Source organism: Enterobacter sp. HSTU-ASh6, assembly GCF_026319105.1.
GTDB classification, from domain to species: domain Bacteria; phylum Pseudomonadota; class Gammaproteobacteria; order Enterobacterales; family Enterobacteriaceae; genus Enterobacter; species Enterobacter sichuanensis.
Map to the genome: position 1 here is coordinate 1 of NZ_WSPD01000006.1, position 18966 is coordinate 18966.

14 protein-coding genes are annotated in these 18966 nt (G+C 56.9%); 4 read left to right on the forward strand and 10 right to left on the reverse strand.

All coding sequences use genetic code 11. The annotated features are described in order from the left end of the window. Positions 1-92: 92 nt before the first annotated feature. From cdaR to dgt, 3 genes are all read right to left on the reverse strand, one after another. A complete protein-coding gene (gene cdaR / locus GM298_RS08820) occupies positions 93-1250 on the reverse strand; it encodes a DNA-binding transcriptional regulator CdaR (protein WP_025756814.1) in 1158 nt (385 codons plus the stop codon). Between the two features lie 145 nt (positions 1251-1395). After that, positions 1396-2832: a serine endoprotease DegP gene (degP, locus tag GM298_RS08825; protein ID WP_025756813.1), complete on the reverse strand. Its 1437-nt coding sequence runs from the start codon at positions 2830-2832 to the stop codon at positions 1396-1398. A gap of 131 nt (positions 2833-2963) precedes the next feature. After that, positions 2964-4478 (reverse strand): dGTPase, encoded by a 1515-nt coding sequence (gene dgt / locus GM298_RS08830; RefSeq protein ID WP_047957782.1) that lies wholly within the window; start codon positions 4476-4478, stop codon positions 2964-2966. 82 nt (positions 4479-4560) lie between these two features. On the opposite strand from dgt, the gene mtnN reads away from it, so the two are divergent. Genes mtnN through GM298_RS08845 form a run of 3 tightly spaced genes read left to right on the forward strand, consistent with a single transcriptional unit; the run spans position 4561 to position 6691 of the window. Continuing rightward, the gene (gene mtnN, locus GM298_RS08835) at positions 4561-5259 is read left to right on the forward strand and encodes a 5'-methylthioadenosine/S-adenosylhomocysteine nucleosidase (protein ID WP_025756811.1); all 699 of its coding nucleotides are present in this window, start codon (positions 4561-4563) and stop codon (positions 5257-5259) included. Next, the gene (btuF, locus tag GM298_RS08840) at positions 5252-6052 is read left to right on the forward strand and encodes a vitamin B12 ABC transporter substrate-binding protein BtuF (RefSeq protein ID WP_266153973.1); all 801 of its coding nucleotides are present in this window, start codon (positions 5252-5254) and stop codon (positions 6050-6052) included. The genes mtnN and btuF overlap by 8 nt, the downstream gene beginning before the upstream one ends. A 21-nt stretch (positions 6053-6073) precedes the next feature. Then, positions 6074-6691 (forward strand): TRIC cation channel family protein, encoded by a 618-nt coding sequence (locus GM298_RS08845; protein WP_025756809.1) that lies wholly within the window; start codon positions 6074-6076, stop codon positions 6689-6691. Between the two features lie 93 nt (positions 6692-6784). Here GM298_RS08845 and erpA read toward each other — a convergent pair whose 3' ends face one another. Next, on the reverse strand, positions 6785-7129 hold the full coding sequence (erpA, locus tag GM298_RS08850; RefSeq protein WP_008501923.1) for an iron-sulfur cluster insertion protein ErpA: 345 nt from the start codon (positions 7127-7129) through the stop codon (positions 6785-6787). Between the two features lie 85 nt (positions 7130-7214). Then, positions 7215-8615, reverse strand: coding sequence for a H(+)/Cl(-) exchange transporter ClcA (gene clcA / locus GM298_RS08855; protein WP_045285872.1), 1401 nt, complete (start codon positions 8613-8615; stop codon positions 7215-7217). A 177-nt stretch (positions 8616-8792) separates the two neighbouring features. Between clcA and hemL the strand changes: the two genes are divergently transcribed. Then, the gene (gene hemL / locus GM298_RS08860) at positions 8793-10073 is read left to right on the forward strand and encodes a glutamate-1-semialdehyde 2,1-aminomutase (RefSeq protein WP_126800516.1); all 1281 of its coding nucleotides are present in this window, start codon (positions 8793-8795) and stop codon (positions 10071-10073) included. Positions 10074-10166: 93 nt separating this feature from the next. Here the strand turns inward: hemL and fhuB are convergent, their stop codons facing one another. The 5 genes from fhuB to mrcB form a co-directional block, all read right to left on the reverse strand. Beyond that, positions 10167-12149, reverse strand: coding sequence for a Fe(3+)-hydroxamate ABC transporter permease FhuB (fhuB, locus tag GM298_RS08865; protein WP_266153974.1), 1983 nt, complete (start codon positions 12147-12149; stop codon positions 10167-10169). After that, on the reverse strand, positions 12146-13036 hold the full coding sequence (gene fhuD, locus GM298_RS08870; protein WP_266153975.1) for a Fe(3+)-hydroxamate ABC transporter substrate-binding protein FhuD: 891 nt from the start codon (positions 13034-13036) through the stop codon (positions 12146-12148). Before fhuD ends, fhuB begins: the two co-directional genes overlap by 4 nt. Further along, a complete protein-coding gene (fhuC, locus tag GM298_RS08875) occupies positions 13036-13833 on the reverse strand; it encodes a Fe3+-hydroxamate ABC transporter ATP-binding protein FhuC (protein ID WP_045285869.1) in 798 nt (265 codons plus the stop codon). Before fhuC ends, fhuD begins: the two co-directional genes overlap by 1 nt. Before the next feature lie 50 nt (positions 13834-13883). After that, complete coding sequence (fhuA, locus tag GM298_RS08880) at positions 13884-16133, reverse strand: ferrichrome porin FhuA (RefSeq protein ID WP_025756803.1); 2250 nt, start codon at positions 16131-16133, stop codon at positions 13884-13886. Between the two features lie 231 nt (positions 16134-16364). Next, positions 16365-18890 carry a bifunctional glycosyl transferase/transpeptidase gene (gene mrcB, locus GM298_RS08885; protein ID WP_025756802.1) on the reverse strand — a complete coding sequence of 842 codons (2526 nt, stop codon included), beginning with the start codon at positions 18888-18890 and terminating at the stop codon, positions 16365-16367. Positions 18891-18966 lie beyond the last annotated feature (76 nt).

Genomic DNA, 18966 nt, shown 5'->3' on the forward strand with positions numbered 1-18966 from the left:
TGGCATCAGGTCAAACTCAGTGACAGTTTACCCGTCTGTTGACGGGTAACTGAAGTGACTTTAAACATACAAGGGCATCAGACTGCACTCCCTCATCGCTGTTCATCCAGCTGCAACGCCACATACAGCAGCAACCTGTCGTCGAAATTCCCCAGATCTAACCCCGTCAGTTCCGAAATCCGGTTGAGCCGATACTCCAGGGTATTGCGGTGAATAAACAGCGCCTTCGACGTTGCCAGCGGCTGCACGTTATGACGGAACCACGCCTGTAACGTCCGGCGCAGCAGACCGTTATTGTCCATCGCTTTCAGGCGTGCCAACGGGCGCGCCAGCTCGTTGGCCTGCCAGCCGCCGCGCAGGCTGTCGAGCAACACCGGCAACATCAGATCCTGATAGAAGTAACTACGGCTTTCCGGCATCCGCTGTTTGCCCACCATCATGGTGGTGCGTGCAGTCCGCCACGAGCGGGCGATACTGCCCGGCCCGGTAAAGTAATTTCCCAGTGCAACGCGAAAACGCAGGTGACCATTCTCCTGCATACGCGCAATCAGCTGCTCCACACGACGGCGATGATCTTCCGCATCCCAGCGACCAAACTGATTAAGCGCCGGTTTGAGCACCACCATTTCCGTCAGAGAAACAATCGCCACCAGATTATTGCGTTCCGGCGTCGCCAGCGCATTTTGCAGCTGCTGCAGCTCCGCCATCGCGCTATCCACGCCAAGCTGGCCGCTATCCACCTCAATCACCGCCACCACGCGCGGCTGGTTCAGATCGATCCCCAGACGCTGCGCCCACTCACTGAGTGCAGGCGTATGCTCTTCCGCCTGAATAAGATTCATCACCAGCTCTTCGCGCAGGCGGCTGTCCTGCGCCAGCAGGTGCATCAGGCGCGACTGCTCCAGCATCATTTCAGCCGTCATACAGACCAGCTCGCCATATTTTCGCAGAGACTCCGGTTCCCCGGTCAGGCCAATAACGCCAACAATTTCCCCTTCCAGGCGCAGCGGTAAATTAATACCCTGACGAACACCGTGAAGATGTTTTGCTACCGCATCGTCGATATCCACGACCCGCCCCTGGGAAAGCACCAGCAGCGCACCTTCGTGCAATTCCCCAATCCGTTCACGATCGCCGCTACCTATAATGCGCCCGCGGGCATCCATTACGTTGATATTGGTATCGATGATGCGCATGGTGCGCGCCACAATATCCTGCGCCATTTTGGTATCAAGATGCCAGCCAGCCATGTAACCCTCCTGTGAGCAGAGCTCAAGCATAGGGGAGTTCCATTAGGGTCGCATTGTGCAGATGCACAAAGCCGGGGAGAGAAGTATGGACTTGTGGAAAGGGTCACAGAAACGAGAAAGCCCCGCGTACAGGGGCTTAAGAGGATTACTGCATCAGCAGGTAAATAGAGGTGTCACCACGCTGGATATTGAGCGCCAGCACGGAAGGCTTGCTGTCGAGAATTTTGCGCAGTTCCGCGATGTTTTTCACCGGCTGCTGGTTAGCGCCCATGATCACATCGCCTTTCTTCAGGCCGATACGGGCTGCCGGTGAATTCGCTTTTACGTTATTCACTACCACGCCTTTATCTGCCCCTTTGTTGCTCATCTCGGCACCTTCAATCCCGCTGAAGATGGTGCTGGAATCAACCTGATTCTGGCTGCTCTGCTGCAGCTCCAGGCTGACGTTAACCGCCTTGCCGTCGCGCAACAGGCCGAGGGTGACTTTACTGCCAATCGGCATGGAACCCACTTCCGCACGCAGGGCAGCAAAGCTGCTGATCGGTTTACCGTTCAGAGAGGTGATCACATCCCCCGCTTTAATGCCCGCTTTAGCGGCAGAGGAGTTCGGCATCACCTGGCTGACGAATGCCCCGCGCTGGGCGTCAACCTTCATCGCCTTCGCCAGTTCGGAGTTCAACTCCGTACCGAGGATACCCAGCTCACCGCGTTTCACCTGGCCATACTGCACCATCTGCGCGGTCAGGTTTTTCACCATGTTACTTGGGATCGCAAAGCCGATACCGATGTTGCCGCCGTCCGGGGCCAGGATCGCGGTGTTGATACCGATCAGTTCGCCGTTCAGGTTGACCAGCGCGCCGCCGGAGTTACCGCGGTTGATCGCCGCATCCGTCTGGATGAAGTTTTCATAGTTTTCGGCATTCAGGCCACTGCGCCCCAGGGCAGAGACGATACCGGAGGTCACCGTTTCGCCCAGACCGAACGGGTTACCGATCGCGACGGTATAGTCACCCACGCGCAGTGCGTCGGAGTCGGCAATCTTAATCGCCGTCAGGTTTTTCGGATCCTGAATCTGGATCAGCGCGATATCAGAGCGCGGATCTTTACCGACCACTTTAGCGTCGAATTTACGGCCATCGCTGAGCTGAACTTTAATGCTGTTAGCGTTATCAACAACGTGGTTGTTGGTCACGACGTAGCCTTTCGCTGCATCAATAATGACCCCCGAGCCAAGCGCCATGAATTTCTGTTGCTGGCCGCCGCCCTGGCTGTCATCCCCTGCGCCACCGCCCTGACAGAACGGAGAGCTCTGGAAAGGTGAACCGTCCTGGCAGAATGGCGAGTTGTCGCCGAAGAACTGCTGGAAGTTACGCGGCATGCGCGGCGTATTGACGGTCGTGCTACCCTCAACGTTAATACTCACCACCGATGGCATCACTTTTTCGAGCATCGGTGCCAGGCTTGGCATCTGCTGCGCGGTTGCTGCCGACGACGCGGTCTCGGCTGCAGTAGCAGTCAGAGGAGACAGCGCTAAACCTAAACTCAGAGCCAGTGCACTCATTGCTAATGTGGTTTTTTTCATGTTTCTCAATCTCGATTTACAGGTAACGCAAAATTGCTGTGTAACTCAGATTCATTTTATACCGCTTAGTTCCGGCGATAAGTTTATGGAAAAGGTAAAAATTTATTGGTCGTCTTTACAAAACTCCGGGGTTATTCCACCGCCATGAGCTTGCGGTATTCATCCCAGGCATACAGGTCGGTCATGCCGCTGATATAGTCCTGGATAAGACGGCAGCGATAATAATATTCCATCACCGGCCATTGAGGAGAATGGCGATCCAGCTTGCTCATCGCTTCGACATACGCCAGACGATGACGGGTAGAGAGTTTCTGATAAAGTCGCGATTCAATAGGTATTCGGCGCACGCGTTCGTGTTCCACCAGCTCACTGAACTCGTCGACCGACAGCTGAAGCAACGGGGAATAAATTTCCAGTAACCCACTGATTACCCGGTAGCCCTGCAGCTCTAACTGTTCAACATCCGGATGGCTGAACACATGCCGCATCGCCACATGTTTATAAAGTTCGAGCAGTTGACTGAAACTACTGTCATCTTCCAGCAGCGCATGATTGAATTCCCCGTCGAAAATCAGCGGTAAATTATCAATAAAGCGCGACGCCGCATACGGCACCAGTTTATTTAATGTATTGACCCGCAAATACATAAAGAATTGATCTTCCGTACTGCGGCTTAATGTATTTGAGCGTGATTTTTCCCAGGCATTTTCGACAACCTGCGCAAACAGCGACCCTTTTTCATGGGTCCCCCAGGCCGCATAAAGATGCTGATAAAGTTCCTCGACGCTGAAGATTCTTTTCTCAACGGCGTCTTCCAGATCGGCCACGCAATAGGAAATATCGTCCGCGGCTTCCATAATCCAGGTCAATGGAAAGCGGCCGTTTGGCGTCAAAGAGAGTTCTTTACGCAGCCGTTCAATATAGGCCTCTTCAGAAAGGTAATAGCCCGGTTTTTTCATTAAATAGCTGTGGGACGCAGGCGTCTCCCCCATCCACCAGGCGGGGCGGGTATATTTCAGGATGCAGCCGACCTGGGCCCATGTCAGGTTCATACGCATCAGTGAATGGACCAGCCGGATGCCCTGTGCATTACCCTCGAAATGACAGAGATCCTGGCGCACTTTACGCCGCAGATCGTTCAACCCCTCTTCACCTTCACGCAGGCGAAGATCGCGTACGATGCAGCGGTCATCGCTGAGGGGCTGACTGACCGCATCCGAGGGGTACAGCCGTTGTTTAAACCAGTCATTAATTGCCGCCTCACCAAAGTGACCGAAAGGCGGATTGCCGATGTCATGCATCAGGCAGGCCATCTCAACGATGCTTTCGAAAGGGCCCGTCAGTTCGTCCAGACCATAGGTTTCCAGCAAACGCTGTTCTTTCAGGCGGCTCAACACCTCTTTGGCAATATAGCGCCCCACCTGCTGCACTTCCATGGAGTGGGTCAGGCGCGTGCGCACCGCGGCATTACGCTCAAGTGGAAACACCTGAGTCTTTTGCTGCAGACGACGGATGGCGGGCGAATTGATGATCCGTCCGCGATCGCTTTCGAAGATACGCAGGATCTCATGTTCGCTCTTGTCGCCCTGCGGCGAACGGAAACGTCGGTGCCAGTTAATTTTGGTGCGAAAATCGATTGGTGACATGTGCTCCCCCGCCTGAGAATGCGTTTCCCCTTAACCGCATGATAGACTATGCATCTTAACAAGGCACATCGCGAGTAAATCTATGAAAATCGGCATTATTGGTGCAATGGAAGAAGAAGTTACGCTGCTGCGTGACAAAATTGAGAACCGTCAGACACTCTCTCTGGGGGGTTGTGAGATCTACACCGGTCAGCTGAACGGTGTTGACGTGGCTCTGCTGAAATCAGGCATCGGTAAAGTGGCTGCTGCGCTGGGTGCAACCCTGCTGCTTGAGCGCTGCAAGCCGGACGTGATCGTTAATACCGGCTCTGCAGGTGGCCTGGCGCCGACGCTGAAAGTGGGTGATATCGTGGTCTCCGACGAAGCGCGCTACCACGATGCTGACGTGACCGCCTTCGGCTACGAGTACGGCCAGCTCCCGGGCTGTCCGGCAGGATTCAAGGCTGACGACAAACTGATTGCCGCGGCAGAAACCTGCATTGCGGAGCTCAATCTCAACGCGGTACGCGGCCTGATTGTCAGCGGCGATGCGTTTATCAATGGCTCCGTGGGTCTGGCGAAAATCCGCCATAACTTCCCGCAGGCGGTGGCCGTTGAGATGGAAGCGACCGCGATCGCTCACGTTTGTCATAACTTCAGCGTGCCGTTCGTGGTGGTTCGCGCCATCTCTGACGTGGCTGACCAGCAGTCCCACATCAGCTTCGACGAGTTCCTGACCGTTGCAGCAAAACAGTCCACCGTGATGGTGGAACGCCTGGTGCAGACTCTGGCACGTGGCTAAACATAGCATCAGGGCGCTGGCCGCCCTGCTTCTTTTCGCACCGCTGTGGCTTTATGCGGTACCGCGTGTGATTACGCTCTCCCCCGCGAACACGGAACTGGCGTTTGCCGCCGGCATTACCCCCGTTGGCGTGAGCAGCTTTTCCGATTATCCCCCGCAGGCAGCGGGCATTGAACAGGTAGCAACCTGGCAAGGGATGAACCTTGAGCGCATCGTGGCGCTTAAACCGGATCTCGTGCTGGCCTGGCGCGGCGGCAACGCCGAGCGGCAGGTCAACCAGCTGACCTCGCTTGGCATCAGAGTGATGTGGGTTGACGCGGTGAGCATTGAACAAGTCGCGCAGGCGCTACGCGCCCTGGCTCCCTATAGCCCTACCCCCAAAAAGGCGGACGACGCCGCCAGACAGATGCTCAGCGCCTATGCCGCGCTGAAAGCCCGCTACGACACTCCAGTGAAAAAACGCATCTTCCTGCAGTTTGGCAGCCAGCCGCTGTTCACCACCGGAAAGGGATCGATTCAGAACCAGGTGCTGGAAGTCTGTGGTGGTGAGAATATTTTTGCGGCCAGCCGCGTACCGTGGCCCCAGGTAAGCCGTGAACAGGTTCTGGCGCGCCAGCCACAGGCTATCGTCGTGGTCGGAAATGCGAGCGAGATTCCTAAAATTGAACAATTCTGGCAAAGGCAGCTAAAAATTCCGGTGATCCCGCTCAACAGCGACTGGTTTGAACGCGCCAGCCCGCGTATTATCCTCGCCGCAAAACAGCTCTGTGCCGCGCTGGCAGAGAGTCACTAACATTCGTTCGAGGATTTAACGATGCTCGTTTATTGGCTGGATATTCTTGGCACAGCCGTTTTTGCTATCTCCGGCGTCCTGCTCGCCGGAAAACTACGCATGGATCCGTTTGGCGTGCTGGTGCTGGGCGTGGTCACCGCCGTGGGAGGTGGGACTATCCGTGATATGGCGCTGGCAAATGGCCCGGTATTTTGGGTAAAAGATCCGACCGATCTGGTGGTGGCGATGGTCACCTGCCTGTTAACCATTGTGCTGGTTCGTCAGCCTCGCCGATTACCGAAATGGATACTGCCGGTACTGGATGCGGTGGGCCTGGCCGTGTTTGTCGGGATCGGCGTAAACAAGGCGTTTAATGCGGGTACCGGCCCGATGGTGGCGATCTGCATGGGCGTATTAACCGGCGTGGGCGGCGGGATCATACGCGACATTCTGGCGCGTGAAGTGCCGATGATCCTGCGTACTGAAATATACGCAACGGCCTGTATTGCGGGCGGCATTGTTCACGCGACCGCGTATTACACCTTTGCGATCCCACTGGAAAATGCAGCGATGCTGGGAATGGTCGTGACCCTGGTGATACGTTTAGCGGCGATACGCTGGCATCTGAAGCTGCCGACGTTTGCGCTGGATGACAGGTAAACGCAAAACGGTAACCGCAAGGTTACCGTTTTTAGTCTTTTCTCCCTCTCCCTGTGGGAGAGGACCGGGGTGAGGGCATCAGCCCGCACCCTCTTAAATACTGAACGAAGAACCACACCCGCAGGTGCTTGTCGCATTCGGGTTGGTCACCACAAAGCGCGAACCTTCCAGGCCTTCGGTATAATCCACCGAACCGCCCACCAGATATTGCAGGCTCATCGGGTCAACCACCAGTGCAACACCCTGCTTCTCGATAGTCATATCGCCATCGTTGACCTGATCGTCAAAAGTAAAACCATACTGGAAGCCGCTGCAGCCGCCACCGGTAATATAGACACGCAGTTTCAGATCCGGATTGTCTTCGTCGGCAATCAGGGTTTTCACTTTGTTGGCTGCTGCTTCGGTAAATTCCAGCGGCACAGCTACATCATCACTCATCTTATGCTCCCATGAATACTGCTACTGCTATTGGGTAAAATTCACCCAATTCTTTGTGTCATTATCTAATACCCTGGTAATTCATTCAAGTATTCTGCGTTGCGGCCCGTTCAGCCTCTTGTTTTGCCAGAGTATGCGCAAGGATGGTGGAGTATAGCGGTTTTCCACCCAGGAATTGGGCTAATAGTGTCGCGCCGAGACAGGTAATGATCATTGGCAAAATGAGCTGGTAATTGTCCGTCATCTCCAGCACCAGCACGATCCCGGTCAACGGCGCACGCAGGGACGCCGCCAGCAGCGCCCCCATTCCGGCAATCGCAAAGGTGCCAGCTTCCAGATGGTATGCCGGAAAACCGGCCTCGGCCGCCATGCCAAAGGCAGTGCCGAGCAGCGTTCCCAGCGCCAGCATCGGGGCGAATATCCCGCCGGGCGCACCGGAAGAAAAACAGAGCACCGTGGTGATGACACGGGAGATAAACATAAACAGCAGCAGGCCCACGCTGAAGTTCCCCGCAGCCGCAATCGGGATCAGCCCGAACCCGCCGCCGGCGGCGTTCGGTTCAATAAAGCCGAGCACCCCGCACATCCCGCCCAGCAGGCCGCCCATGAGAACCCATTTGGTTGTATCCCCACCGTGAATACGCTGGAACCAATCCTGAGCGCGTAAAATAAAGATATTAAACAGCGGGCCCACCACGCCAAAAATCATGCCGAGGATCAGGTAAAGCCACAGCGTATTCACCGGCGCATTGGTCAGTTTCCCCACTTCGATCACCGGGCTTTCGCCATTAAAAATGCGAAAAACAATGCTCGACATAATGACGCCGGTAAAGACCGCTTTTATGGAGATCAGGTTGTAGCGGAACTGGGCGCGCATCTCTTCAATGATGAATAAAATCCCCGCCAGCGGCGCGTTGAACGCGGCTGAAAGCCCCGCTGCCGCACCGGTGGCCAGCAGCGTATGGCGCGCTTCCGCGCTGCGCATCCGAAACAGGTCCCCCACCATACGCCCGACGTTCCCGCCCAGCTGTACGGTCGGTCCCTCACGTCCCAGCACCATCCCCGCACCGAGGGTTCCCATACCACCGATAAATTTCACCGGGATCACCCGCCACCAGCGCACCGGGCGTAACTCCTCCAGCGCACCTTCAATTTCCGGGATGCCCGAGCCCCCCGCCTCCTGCGCAAATTTGCGCACCAGAAAATAGCCCACCATGGCAAACAGCGCAGAGAGCCAGAATGCCCCAGCCCAGACCAGCCAGGGGTTATCGGCGAAACCGGCTACGGTTCCCACTCGCCAGTTGAGGACGGCATTCACCGCTTTTTCAAACGCCACACCAACCAGACCCGCGAGAGTACCCACCACGGCAGCGGCGAGCAGAATTGCCAGCGGCGTTTTATCGCGATTAATCAGCCGCCGGATGCTGATACGGTGTTGGGCACGTCTGAACTGCTGTTCTTCGAAAGTGGGGAGGTCTGCTTTCATTACCGTTTCTTTTCGTCATACAAATAGCCGCAGGGATTTTACCAGAGTGTGTCGCATCTTCCCGTGAAAAATACTTAACAATTGTTTAGCCGTGAAAACGGGCAAAAATTTCATTACCTTTCGCGGATCACTTAGAATAGTGTGCTTAATCATTTTATACGAACCAGGAACGACGCCATGAGCAAGTCTGAAAACCTCTACAGTGCAGCCCGCGAGCTTATTCCGGGTGGCGTGAACTCACCTGTGCGCGCCTTTACCGGCGTGGGCGGTACGCCGCTGTTTATCGAACGTGCTGACGGCGCGTATCTGTATGATGTCGATGGCAAAGCCTATATCGATTATGTCGGCTCCTGGGGCCCAATGGTGCTGGGCCACAACCACCCGGCTATCCGTAACGCGGTGATCGAAGCCGCACAGCGCGGCCTGAGCTTCGGTGCGCCAACCGAGATGGAAGTGAAAATGGCGGAGCTGGTCACCGAGCTGGTGCCCACCATGGACATGGTGCGTATGGTGAACTCCGGTACCGAAGCGACCATGAGCGCCATCCGCCTGGCGCGCGGCTTCACTGGCCGCGATAAGATCGTCAAATTTGAAGGCTGTTACCATGGTCATGCGGACTGCCTGCTGGTGAAAGCGGGCTCCGGCGCGCTGACCCTCGGCCAGCCAAACTCCCCTGGCGTACCGGCAGATTTCGCCAAACATACTCTGACCTGCACCTACAACGATCTGGCTTCCGTTCGCGCGGCATTCGAGCAGTATCCGCAGGAGATCGCCTGCATTATCGTTGAGCCTGTTGCGGGTAACATGAACTGCATCCCACCGCAGCCTGATTTCCTGCCGGGCCTGCGTGCCCTGTGCGATGAATTCGGCGCCCTGCTGATCATCGACGAAGTGATGACCGGCTTCCGTGTGGCGCTGGCGGGTGCCCAGTCTTATTATGGCGTTGAGCCAGATCTGACTTGCCTTGGCAAAATCATCGGCGGCGGCATGCCGGTCGGGGCATTTGGTGGGCGTAAGGACGTCATGGAAGCCCTGGCACCAACCGGCCCGGTCTACCAGGCAGGCACGCTCTCCGGTAACCCGATTGCGATGGCGGCAGGTTTTGCCTGCCTGAGCGAAGTGGCTCAACCGGGGATTCATGAAACCCTGACTGAGCTGACCACGCAGCTGGCAAACGGACTGCTTGACGCGGCAGAAGAAGCCGGTATTCCGCTGGTTGTGAACCACGTGGGCGGCATGTTCGGGATTTTCTTCACCGATGCGAAAACCGTGACCAGCTATCAGGACGTGGTGAAATGTGACGTCGAACGCTTCAAGCGCTTCTTCCACCTGATGCTGGAAGAAGGCGTCTACCTGGCGCCGTCAGCGTTCGAAGCAGGCTTTATGTCCGTGGCGCACAGCAAAGAAGATATCAATAACACCATCGACGCGGCGCGTAAGGTGTTTGCGAAGCTCTAAGATGAGCAGCTTGATGCCCTCACCCCAACCCTCTCCCACAGGGAGAGGGAGCAAACACTAAAACGGCAATCTAAGGATTGCCGTTTACTTTTATTACCGACTCTGCTTTCTCAACAGATAAATAAAATACGGCGCACCAATGAAGGTCGACAGCAGGCCCGCCGGGATCTGATACGGGAACAGCACCATTCTTCCGCACCAGTCCGCAAACACCAGCATGACCCCGCCCGTGAGGGCAGACATCACAATATGCGGCATCGTCCGGCGGAATCCCATCATTCTCGCAATATGCGGCGCCATTAATCCCACAAAACTCAGCGGTCCGATCGTCATGGTGGCCGTCGCCGTCAGGCACGCCGCCAGCAGCAGCAGAGCCACACGCGCTGGCGTCAGCGCCATGCCCACCGCACGCGCGGTTTCACCGCCGAGCGGCAGAATGGTCATCCAGCGACGGCACAGCGGGACCATCGCCAGCAGCACGATCATCACGATCCCGGACCAGACAACCTGGCTGCCGGTAGCACCGTACGTTGAGCCGGAAATCCAGGTCAGGATCTTCGCCATACGCGGGTCACCGCTCGCCTGCAGCATCATCAGCAGCATCGTAAACGCGGTGCTGAGCGCCATCCCGGCCAGCAGCATTCGGTGCGGAGAAAATCCGCCGCGACCGGCAGCAATGAGGATAATCATCAGCGTGGTCGCCGCACCGAGACTACCGGCAGGCATCAGCCAGGCAAACGCATTGCCCGGTACAAAGAACAGCATCAACACCACGCCAAAGGCGGCGCCAGAGCTGATCCCGAGCACTTCCGGGCTCGCCATCGGGTTGCCGGTCAGACGCTGAATGATACACCCCGCTACCGCCAGCATCACCCCGGCGATCAGCGCAGCGAAGATACGCGGCCAGCGCCACTGCAGCAATTCGTTAAGCAACTCGCCCGTTGCCCAGTGCCAGCCCGCCGCATCGCGCCCGAAAGCGAGCGCAGTAAACGAGGCGATAACCAGCACCGCCAGACCGGCAAGGCTAAACCACAGCACCGACTGACGTTCAGCAGAAACTTTATCGCCCGCATCCATCGCTGGCGCGCTCATGCTGCGCAGACGCGGCAGCAGCCAGAGCAGAAGCGGCGCACCGATAAGCGCCGTGACCGACCCGGTAGAGACTTCCCGCCACACCCGCGCCAGCCAGAGAATCAGCTGATCGGAAAGCCAGAGGATCAGCGCCCCAATCAGCGCGGCCAGCAGCAGACGCGCCAGCAAACGACGCGCCCCGAGCATTTTCGCCAGCAGCGGGGCAAACAGGCCGATAAACCCAATGATGCCAACCGCGTTCACCAGCAGGGCACTCAATACAATCGCCAGCGTCAATGCAGCCAGGCGCGCCAGCGACAGCGCCAGCCCCAGATTACGCGCCACACCATCATCCAGTCCCATCAGCGTGAGTGGACGCAGGAGCAACAGCGTCAGTACGGTGCCGCCGGCCAGCTGTGGGCACAGACGCTGCACGACGCTCCAGTCGGTCTGGGTGAGCGTGCCGGTACTCCACAGGAACATGCTTTGCAGCCGATCGTGGTGGAACAGCACCAGTAACTGGTTAATCGCCCCGCAATAGAGGCTCACCACCAGCCCGGCCAGAATCAGCGTCACGGGGGAGAGGCGTTTGCCCCAGGCCACGCCAAAGACCAGCGCCCCCACCACGCACGCCCCCGCGAGTGCGGCAAACTGCGAGGCCAGCGCCCCCGGCAGGGACCACAGCGTGATGACCGTGATCCCAAGCTGCGCGCCGGTCGCGACGCCGAGCGTCGTGGGCTCCGCCAGTGGATTACGTAAAACCTGCTGGAACAGAACGCCCACCAGCCCCAAACCGGCCCCCACCAGGAGCGAGATCGCCAGACGCGGCAGCAGACTGTAGTGGAACAGCATCTGCTGAATGTTATCAATATCCGGTGCGGCCAGCGCGCCGCCCCACTGTCCACGCGGCAGCGCTGCCGAGAGGTTGAACCAGGTTAACCCCAGCGCGGCGAGGAAAAGTACGGCCAAAAGCAACGCCGGGAAGCGGGCGATACGCTTGCTCATGCTTTACCTCCCAGCGCGTTATCCAGCACCCGGGCAAAGTGCATGGCTGACAGCGTCGCGCCGTAGAACCAGACCGCCGGAGCGCGCTGGAAGCGCTGCTCACGCACAAACGGCATCGCCTGCCACAGCGGTGTCGCCATCAGCGTCTGCATGTCACGTTCGTTCCCGTGGTCAAAACAGAGCACATCCACATCACGAAACGCCGCCAGGCGGTCGATACCCACGGCGGTGCTGCCCCAGAACGTCATCTCCCCTTCCCAGGCATTACGGATGCCAAAACTGTCGAGCACTTCCTGGAACAGGCAGTTTTTACCAAAGACCAGCATATGGCGGGCATCCAGCAGCGTCACCATCAGCAGCGGGCGATCGCCCCGGCGCGCAAAACGCGGTTTTAACGTAGCTATCAGGTCATCAAATTCCTGAAGATGCTGTTTGGCCTCGGCCTCGCGGTTGAGGAAATGCGCCATCTCGTTAATCGAGTTTTTCGCCACGCTCAGCGGTTTTTTACCGTCGCTGAATGCGAATCCGCGTCCTGGCGCAATGCGTGCCATGACCTCTTCAGATGGACCGTAGCCCGCCGACCAGAACAGGTATGACGGTTTCATCTGGGTGAGCAGCTCGAGGTTTGGTTCGGTACGCAGGCCGACGTCGATCACCGAGTCCGGCAGTTTCGGCTCATTCACCCACAGGGTGTAATTGGGAATATCCGCCACGCCGTAGGGCGTAACGCCGAGCGCCATCATCAGCTCGACCGGCAGCCACTCCAGGGCCACAATACGGTGCGGATCGACGGCGGCAGCGCGCGCCGGCGTCATTTTTAACAGCAGCGGTGAGAGCGCCATCGCCGTCAGCAGGCGGCGGCGGCTGATAAGTATGTTATTCAGCATCAGTATACAAAGCTCACCGGCGCAGCCCCGGCCGGGTGAGGCAGAATCCCCATAGGAATACCGTAAATACGTTCCAGCGTTTCACTGCGCATCAGCTCGGACGGCGAGCCCTGTGCAATCATCTCGCCACCACGTAGCGCGACAAGGTAGTCACAATAACGCGCGGCCATATTGATATCATGCAGGACCGCAATCACCGTCAAACCCCGCTGCTGACTTAAGCGATGCACCAGCGCCAGCACGTCGACCTGGTGGGCAATATCCAGCGCGGAGGTCGGCTCGTCGAGCAGCAGGCAGCGGCTGTCCTGCGCCACCAGCATCGCAATCCACGCGCGCTGACGCTCTCCGCCGGAGAGGCTATCCACCAGCCGGTGCGCCAGCGGTTTTAGTCCCACCAGCGCAATCGCCTCTTCCACTTTCTCCCTGTCGGCAACGCCGAAGCGCCCCAGCGCGCCATGCCAGGGATAACGCCCAATGGCCACCAGCTCGCGTACCGTCATCCCTTCCGCCTGCGGCAGCTGCTGCGGCAGATAGGCCACTTTACGCGCGAAGGCTTTACTGCTCCAGCTCTCCAGCGGTTGGTTGTCCAGCAGAATGTCGCCTTCTGAAGGCGGCTGATGACGGCCCAGCATTTTGAGCAGCGTGGATTTACCGGAGCCGTTGTGACCAATCAGGCCCGTGACTTTACCAGCCGGAAACGTCAGAGAGAGCGGATGCAGCAGCGTGCGTCCGGGTACGCGAAAGGAGAGATGGTTGAGCGTAAAGGTGGTGTCGGGTTGCGTTTGATTATCCTGCATATCAGCCAACTTAAATAAAAAGGGCACGGCGAACCGTGCCCAAGGAGCGGTTAGAAGCGGAAGGTCGCGGTGGCAACAACCTGACGTTCAGCACCCCAGAAGCAACCGTAGGTGTTGAAGCAGCTGGCAACGTACTCACGATCGAACAGGTTATTCACGTGCAGCGCCACGTTCGAACCGGCCATACCAACGCGAGCCAGATCGTATCGGACCAGCGCATCGACGACGGTATAGCTGCCCACTTTGAAGGAGTTCGCCGCATCGCCATAGCTTGAACCGGTATAACGCACGCCGGTACCCAACGTCAGGCCGGAAAGCGCGCCATCAAAGAGGGTGTAATCACCCCACAACGATGCCATATGTTTCGGAACCTGTGCAGGCGTGTTGCCTTTGTAATTGGTATCGGTGGTGTATTCCGCATCGGTGTAGGTATAGGAGCCGACAACGTTAACGCTCGCAGACAGTGCAGCTTTCGCTTCCAGCTCTACGCCACGGGCACGGATTTCACCGCCCTCAACCGAGAAGATGGAGCCCGCCGGGTCCGCCATCAGGTTGTTGGTTTTGGTTAACTGGTACAACGCACCGGTGACGACAATCGGACGATCGTCCGGAACGTATTTCACGCCCGCTTCGTACTGCTTGCCTTTAGACGGAGAGAACAGTTTACCCTGAGCATCAGTCTGCGAAGCCGGTTCAAACGATTCGCTGTAGCTAAAGTACGGGGTTACACCGTTATCAAACAGGTAGTTAACACCGCCACGCCAGGTAAACTGGGTGTCATCACGTTTGGACGTGGTATTGAACACACGGTTATAGGACTCCTGATCGGCCCAGTCATAACGGCCGCCCAACGTGACCAGCACTTTATCCCACTGCGCCTGATCCTGAACATAAAGACCGGTCTGCTTCTGGCGGTTCAGGACCTGGTAAGGACCTGAGTTAGCCGGATCTTTTGCACCGAAATCAAAATCGCTGTTCACAGGATGATAAAGATCCAGCAGCGGAACCGAGTCGTCATAACCGAACCAGGAGTTGATGTCATTCCGCATGCGCATAAAGTCAACGCCGGTCAGCAGAATGTGATCCACCTCGCCAGTAGCGAATTTGCTTTGCAGCTGAGTATCAACGGTGAAGTTCTGCAGTTTTTCATTATCGACAACGTATTTACGCGCCAGATAATGCCCTTTATCAGCAGGGGACAGCGCCGCACACTGTTTGTTGCCTGCATTCGCCGGATCGGTGCAGACGCCATAACCGTAAACACTGTTTTGCGAGGTTTTATTCTCGGCAAAGCGCAGGTTCTGGCGCACGGTAAAGGTATCGTTGAATTCGTGGTCGAAGCTATATCCCACCATTTTCTGGTTACGGGAATAGGTATTGTTCTTCGCGCCCTCGTTGAAGTCAGTCGGCAGACGATCGCCGTTTGGCAACGGATCGACCGTCCCCTCTTTCGGTAACCAGCCGTAGTAACCTGTTTCAGGCTCGTTCTGGAAATAAGAGAGGAACGTAAAGGTCGTCTTCTCATCAGGACGCCAGGAGAAAGATGGCGCGATGGCATAACGCTGCTCTTCTGCACGCTCCTGCTGAGCGTTATTAGAGCGCGCTACACCCGTTAAGCGATAAGAGTAAACGCCGTCGTCGTCGATGGCATCACTAAAATCAAACCCGGTCTGGAACAGGCTATCCGTACCTACTTTGAACTGGATCTCTTTCAGCGGCTCGGTGGTTGGGCGCTTACTTACCATATTCAGCAAGCCACCAGGGCTGCTTTTGCCATACAGAACGGAAACCGGACCGCGCATGATCTCGGCGCGCTCCAGCATATAAGGATCGATCACCGCGTCGTTATAGAAGTTCCCCTGCATTTTCATGCCATCGAGGTAGTTATTTTGTGTCTGACCATCAGCCGCAAAGCCACGGATAATCAAATAGTCATAGGTGTTGGATGCACCACGGGTGCCTACCGCAACGCCTGGCGTGTAACTCAGAGCTTCTTTAACCGAGCGCGGCTGATGCAGCGCCATCTCTTCAGCTGTTACTACAGAAATTGACTGCGGTACCTTTTGGATGGGGGTATCCGTTTTGGTCCCGGTCGCGGATTGTCTCGCTGCGATGGTTGCAGCCGGACCCCAGGCACTCTCCTGTGCCGCTGGTGCTGCGGTTACCGTAATGGTTTCTTCTTTTTTAGGGGTTTCGGCAGCATGAGTATAAGCCGACATGCCGGCAACCGCTGTGGCTACAACGACCGCGATTTTACGCAGCGACGTGTTAATTGGCTGAGCAGTATTGGAAAGCGCCATGGTGTATCTCTGATGGAAAAGTGAATGATAACGTAAACGAGAATTATTATTATGACCGCAGCATAATAGGCGAAACGTTGGCTGCAAAGCAAGCAGTACGCGGCCCTACGAGAATTAAGGGTTTAAGAAATAACCAGGAGAAAACGAAGGGTTAATCAGTATTAAAAAGAGGGTTAAAAAAATGGGGGGAATGGGTAAAAAAATCCCCCCTTGCGGGGGGACCTGAGGCGATTAGTTACCGCCGAACATATCTTTAATCCAGCCTGCGACACCGTCGCTGTCTTTCTTCTCATTCTGCTGCTGCGGCTGTTGCTGCTGCGGCTGCTGTGGCTGAGAAGACTGCTCAAACGGGTTACCGGTTGGTTGTTCTGGCTGGCTTTGCTGGCACAGCGAGTCCGGGTTTGTGGTCCAGACTGGCAGGGTACGCATCCCGCCGCCGCAGACGAAGTTACCGGAGCTGTCCACGCCCATATCAACGATGTCTTCCGGCGCAACCAGGTTCAGCGGAACCGGAGACTGATTAGCCAGATAGCGCTGGTAAATCGACATCGCCCCGCTCGCACCGTACAGCTTGGTCGGCTGGTTATTATCGCGGCCTACCCAGGTGATCACCACTTCACGCCCGTCAATACCGGCGAACCAGGTATCAACGTTGTTGTTGGTGGTCCCGGTTTTACCCGCCAGATGCAGACCCGGATACTTCGCCCCCAGCTGACGCCCGGTGCCGCGCTGCACAACCTGCTGCATCGTCCACAGCGTCATATAGGCAGCCTGAGCAGGAACGGCACGCTCCGCCTGCGGGAAGCTCTGATACAGTACGGAGCCATCCTCGGCAATCACCGAACGCAGCGCTGACAGCGGTGCACGGTTACCGCCGCTGGCAATGGTCTGGAACGCCTGCGCCACTTCGATCGGCGTCAGGTTAAGCGCACCGAGGATCATCGCAGGCACCGGGTGCAGCTGATCTTTCGACACGCCGAGTTTCTGCCAGGTGTCGACAATGGCCGGCAGGCCCAGCGACATCCCCAGATTGACCGTTGGCACGTTCATGGAACGCGTTAACGCATCCACCAGCATCACCTGGCCGCTGAACTGTTTATCATCGTTCTGCGGTGACCAGACCTGACCGTTAGGCTGACGCAGGGAGATCGGCGCATCCGCAATCCAGGTATTCAGGCGATACTGATTTGGCTGACTCAGGGCAGTGAGATAGGTCGCCGGTTTTGCCAGAGAACCGATCGAACGACGCGCCTGCATGGCACGGTTGTAACCCGCAAACTGCGGCTCAGCCCCGCCCACCATCGCGCGAACTTCACCGCTGTTACGGTCAACCACCACCATCGCGGTTTCAAGATCGGAGAGCTTACGCTGTTTCTTCAGTGCCGGAATGCCTTCCACCGCCGCTTTTTCTGCCGCATCCTGCGCCACGGAGTCGAAGGTGGTGAAGATCTTCACGCCGGAAAGATCTTTCACTTTATCACCCAGCTTGCTCTGCAGCTCCTGACGCACCAGTTGCATAAACGCCGGCTGAGGCGAGATCACCCCACCGCGCGGCTGAACGCCCAGCGGACGCGCGCTCAGCATGTCGTAAAGCTCCTGGTCAATCACCTGCTGTTGTTGCAGCAGACGCAGTACCAGGTTACGACGTTCCAGCGCCAGTTTCGGGTTACGCCATGGGTTGTAGATGGACGCCCCTTTCACCATGCCCACCAGCAGCGCCTGCTGGTCCAGACTTAGCTCTTCGACCGGACGACCAAAGTAATACAGACTCGCCAGCGGGAAGCCGCGGATTTCGTTATCGCCGCTCTGACCGAGGTACACCTCGTTCATGTACAGCTCAAGGATACGATCCTTGCTGTAGCGCGCATCCATCAGCACGGCCATGTACGCTTCGTTAGCTTTACGCCAGTAAGAGCGTTCGCTGGAGAGGAACAGGTTCTTCACCAGCTGCTGAGTAAGCGTACTTGCCCCCTGCACGGTACGCCCCGCAGTGAGGTTAGCCAGAACCGCACGGCCAATCGAGTAGAGGCTAATGCCATCGTGCTCGTAGAAGTGACGGTCTTCGGTTGCCAGCAGGGTGTCCACCAGCAGATCCGGGAAGCCGTTACGCGCCACAAACAGACGCTGTTCGCCGTTTGCTGATGAGAGCATGGTGATCAGACGGGGATCGAGACGGAAGAAACCGAACTGACGGTTGTTATCCATGTTCTCAATGGTATCCAGACGATCGCCGTCAAAGGTCAGACGCGCGCGCACCTGCCCCTCTTTGCTGTCCGGGAAGTCAAACGGACGGCGGATCATCTCAATGCTGTTTGCCTGCACGGTAAATTCGCCAGGCCGCGTCATTTTCGATACCTGGCGATACTGCGTGGCTTCCAGCAGTTTGACCATCTCGTTCTTACTGATGGACATATCCGGCTCAAGGTTCACCATACGGCCATACACCGCCGCAGGTAACTGCCAGACTTTACCGTCGATACGGCTGCGGATCTTCTGATCCAGATACACGCCGTAGATCGCCATCAGCACAACAAAAACAATAAACAGCTTCAGCAGCAGCCAGAACCAGCCGCGTTTGCCCCGAGGCTTACGCCCTTTGCCTTTTCCTTTGCGCGGCATCGGTTCTTCATCCTCATAATCGTCTTCATAGTCATCGTCATAGTCCTCATCTCTGAGGCGACGACGGCTTACCTTTTCTTTCGCCGGACGCGTTGGTCTTCCCTTACGTCCTATTGGCTCGCGGTCATTCCCCGCCATGCTTTTTCTCCGCAACTTTCAGGCGCAAAGGCCCGATTCTCTTTTCTTCCACCGGTCTGTGAAAGAAGAAATCTCT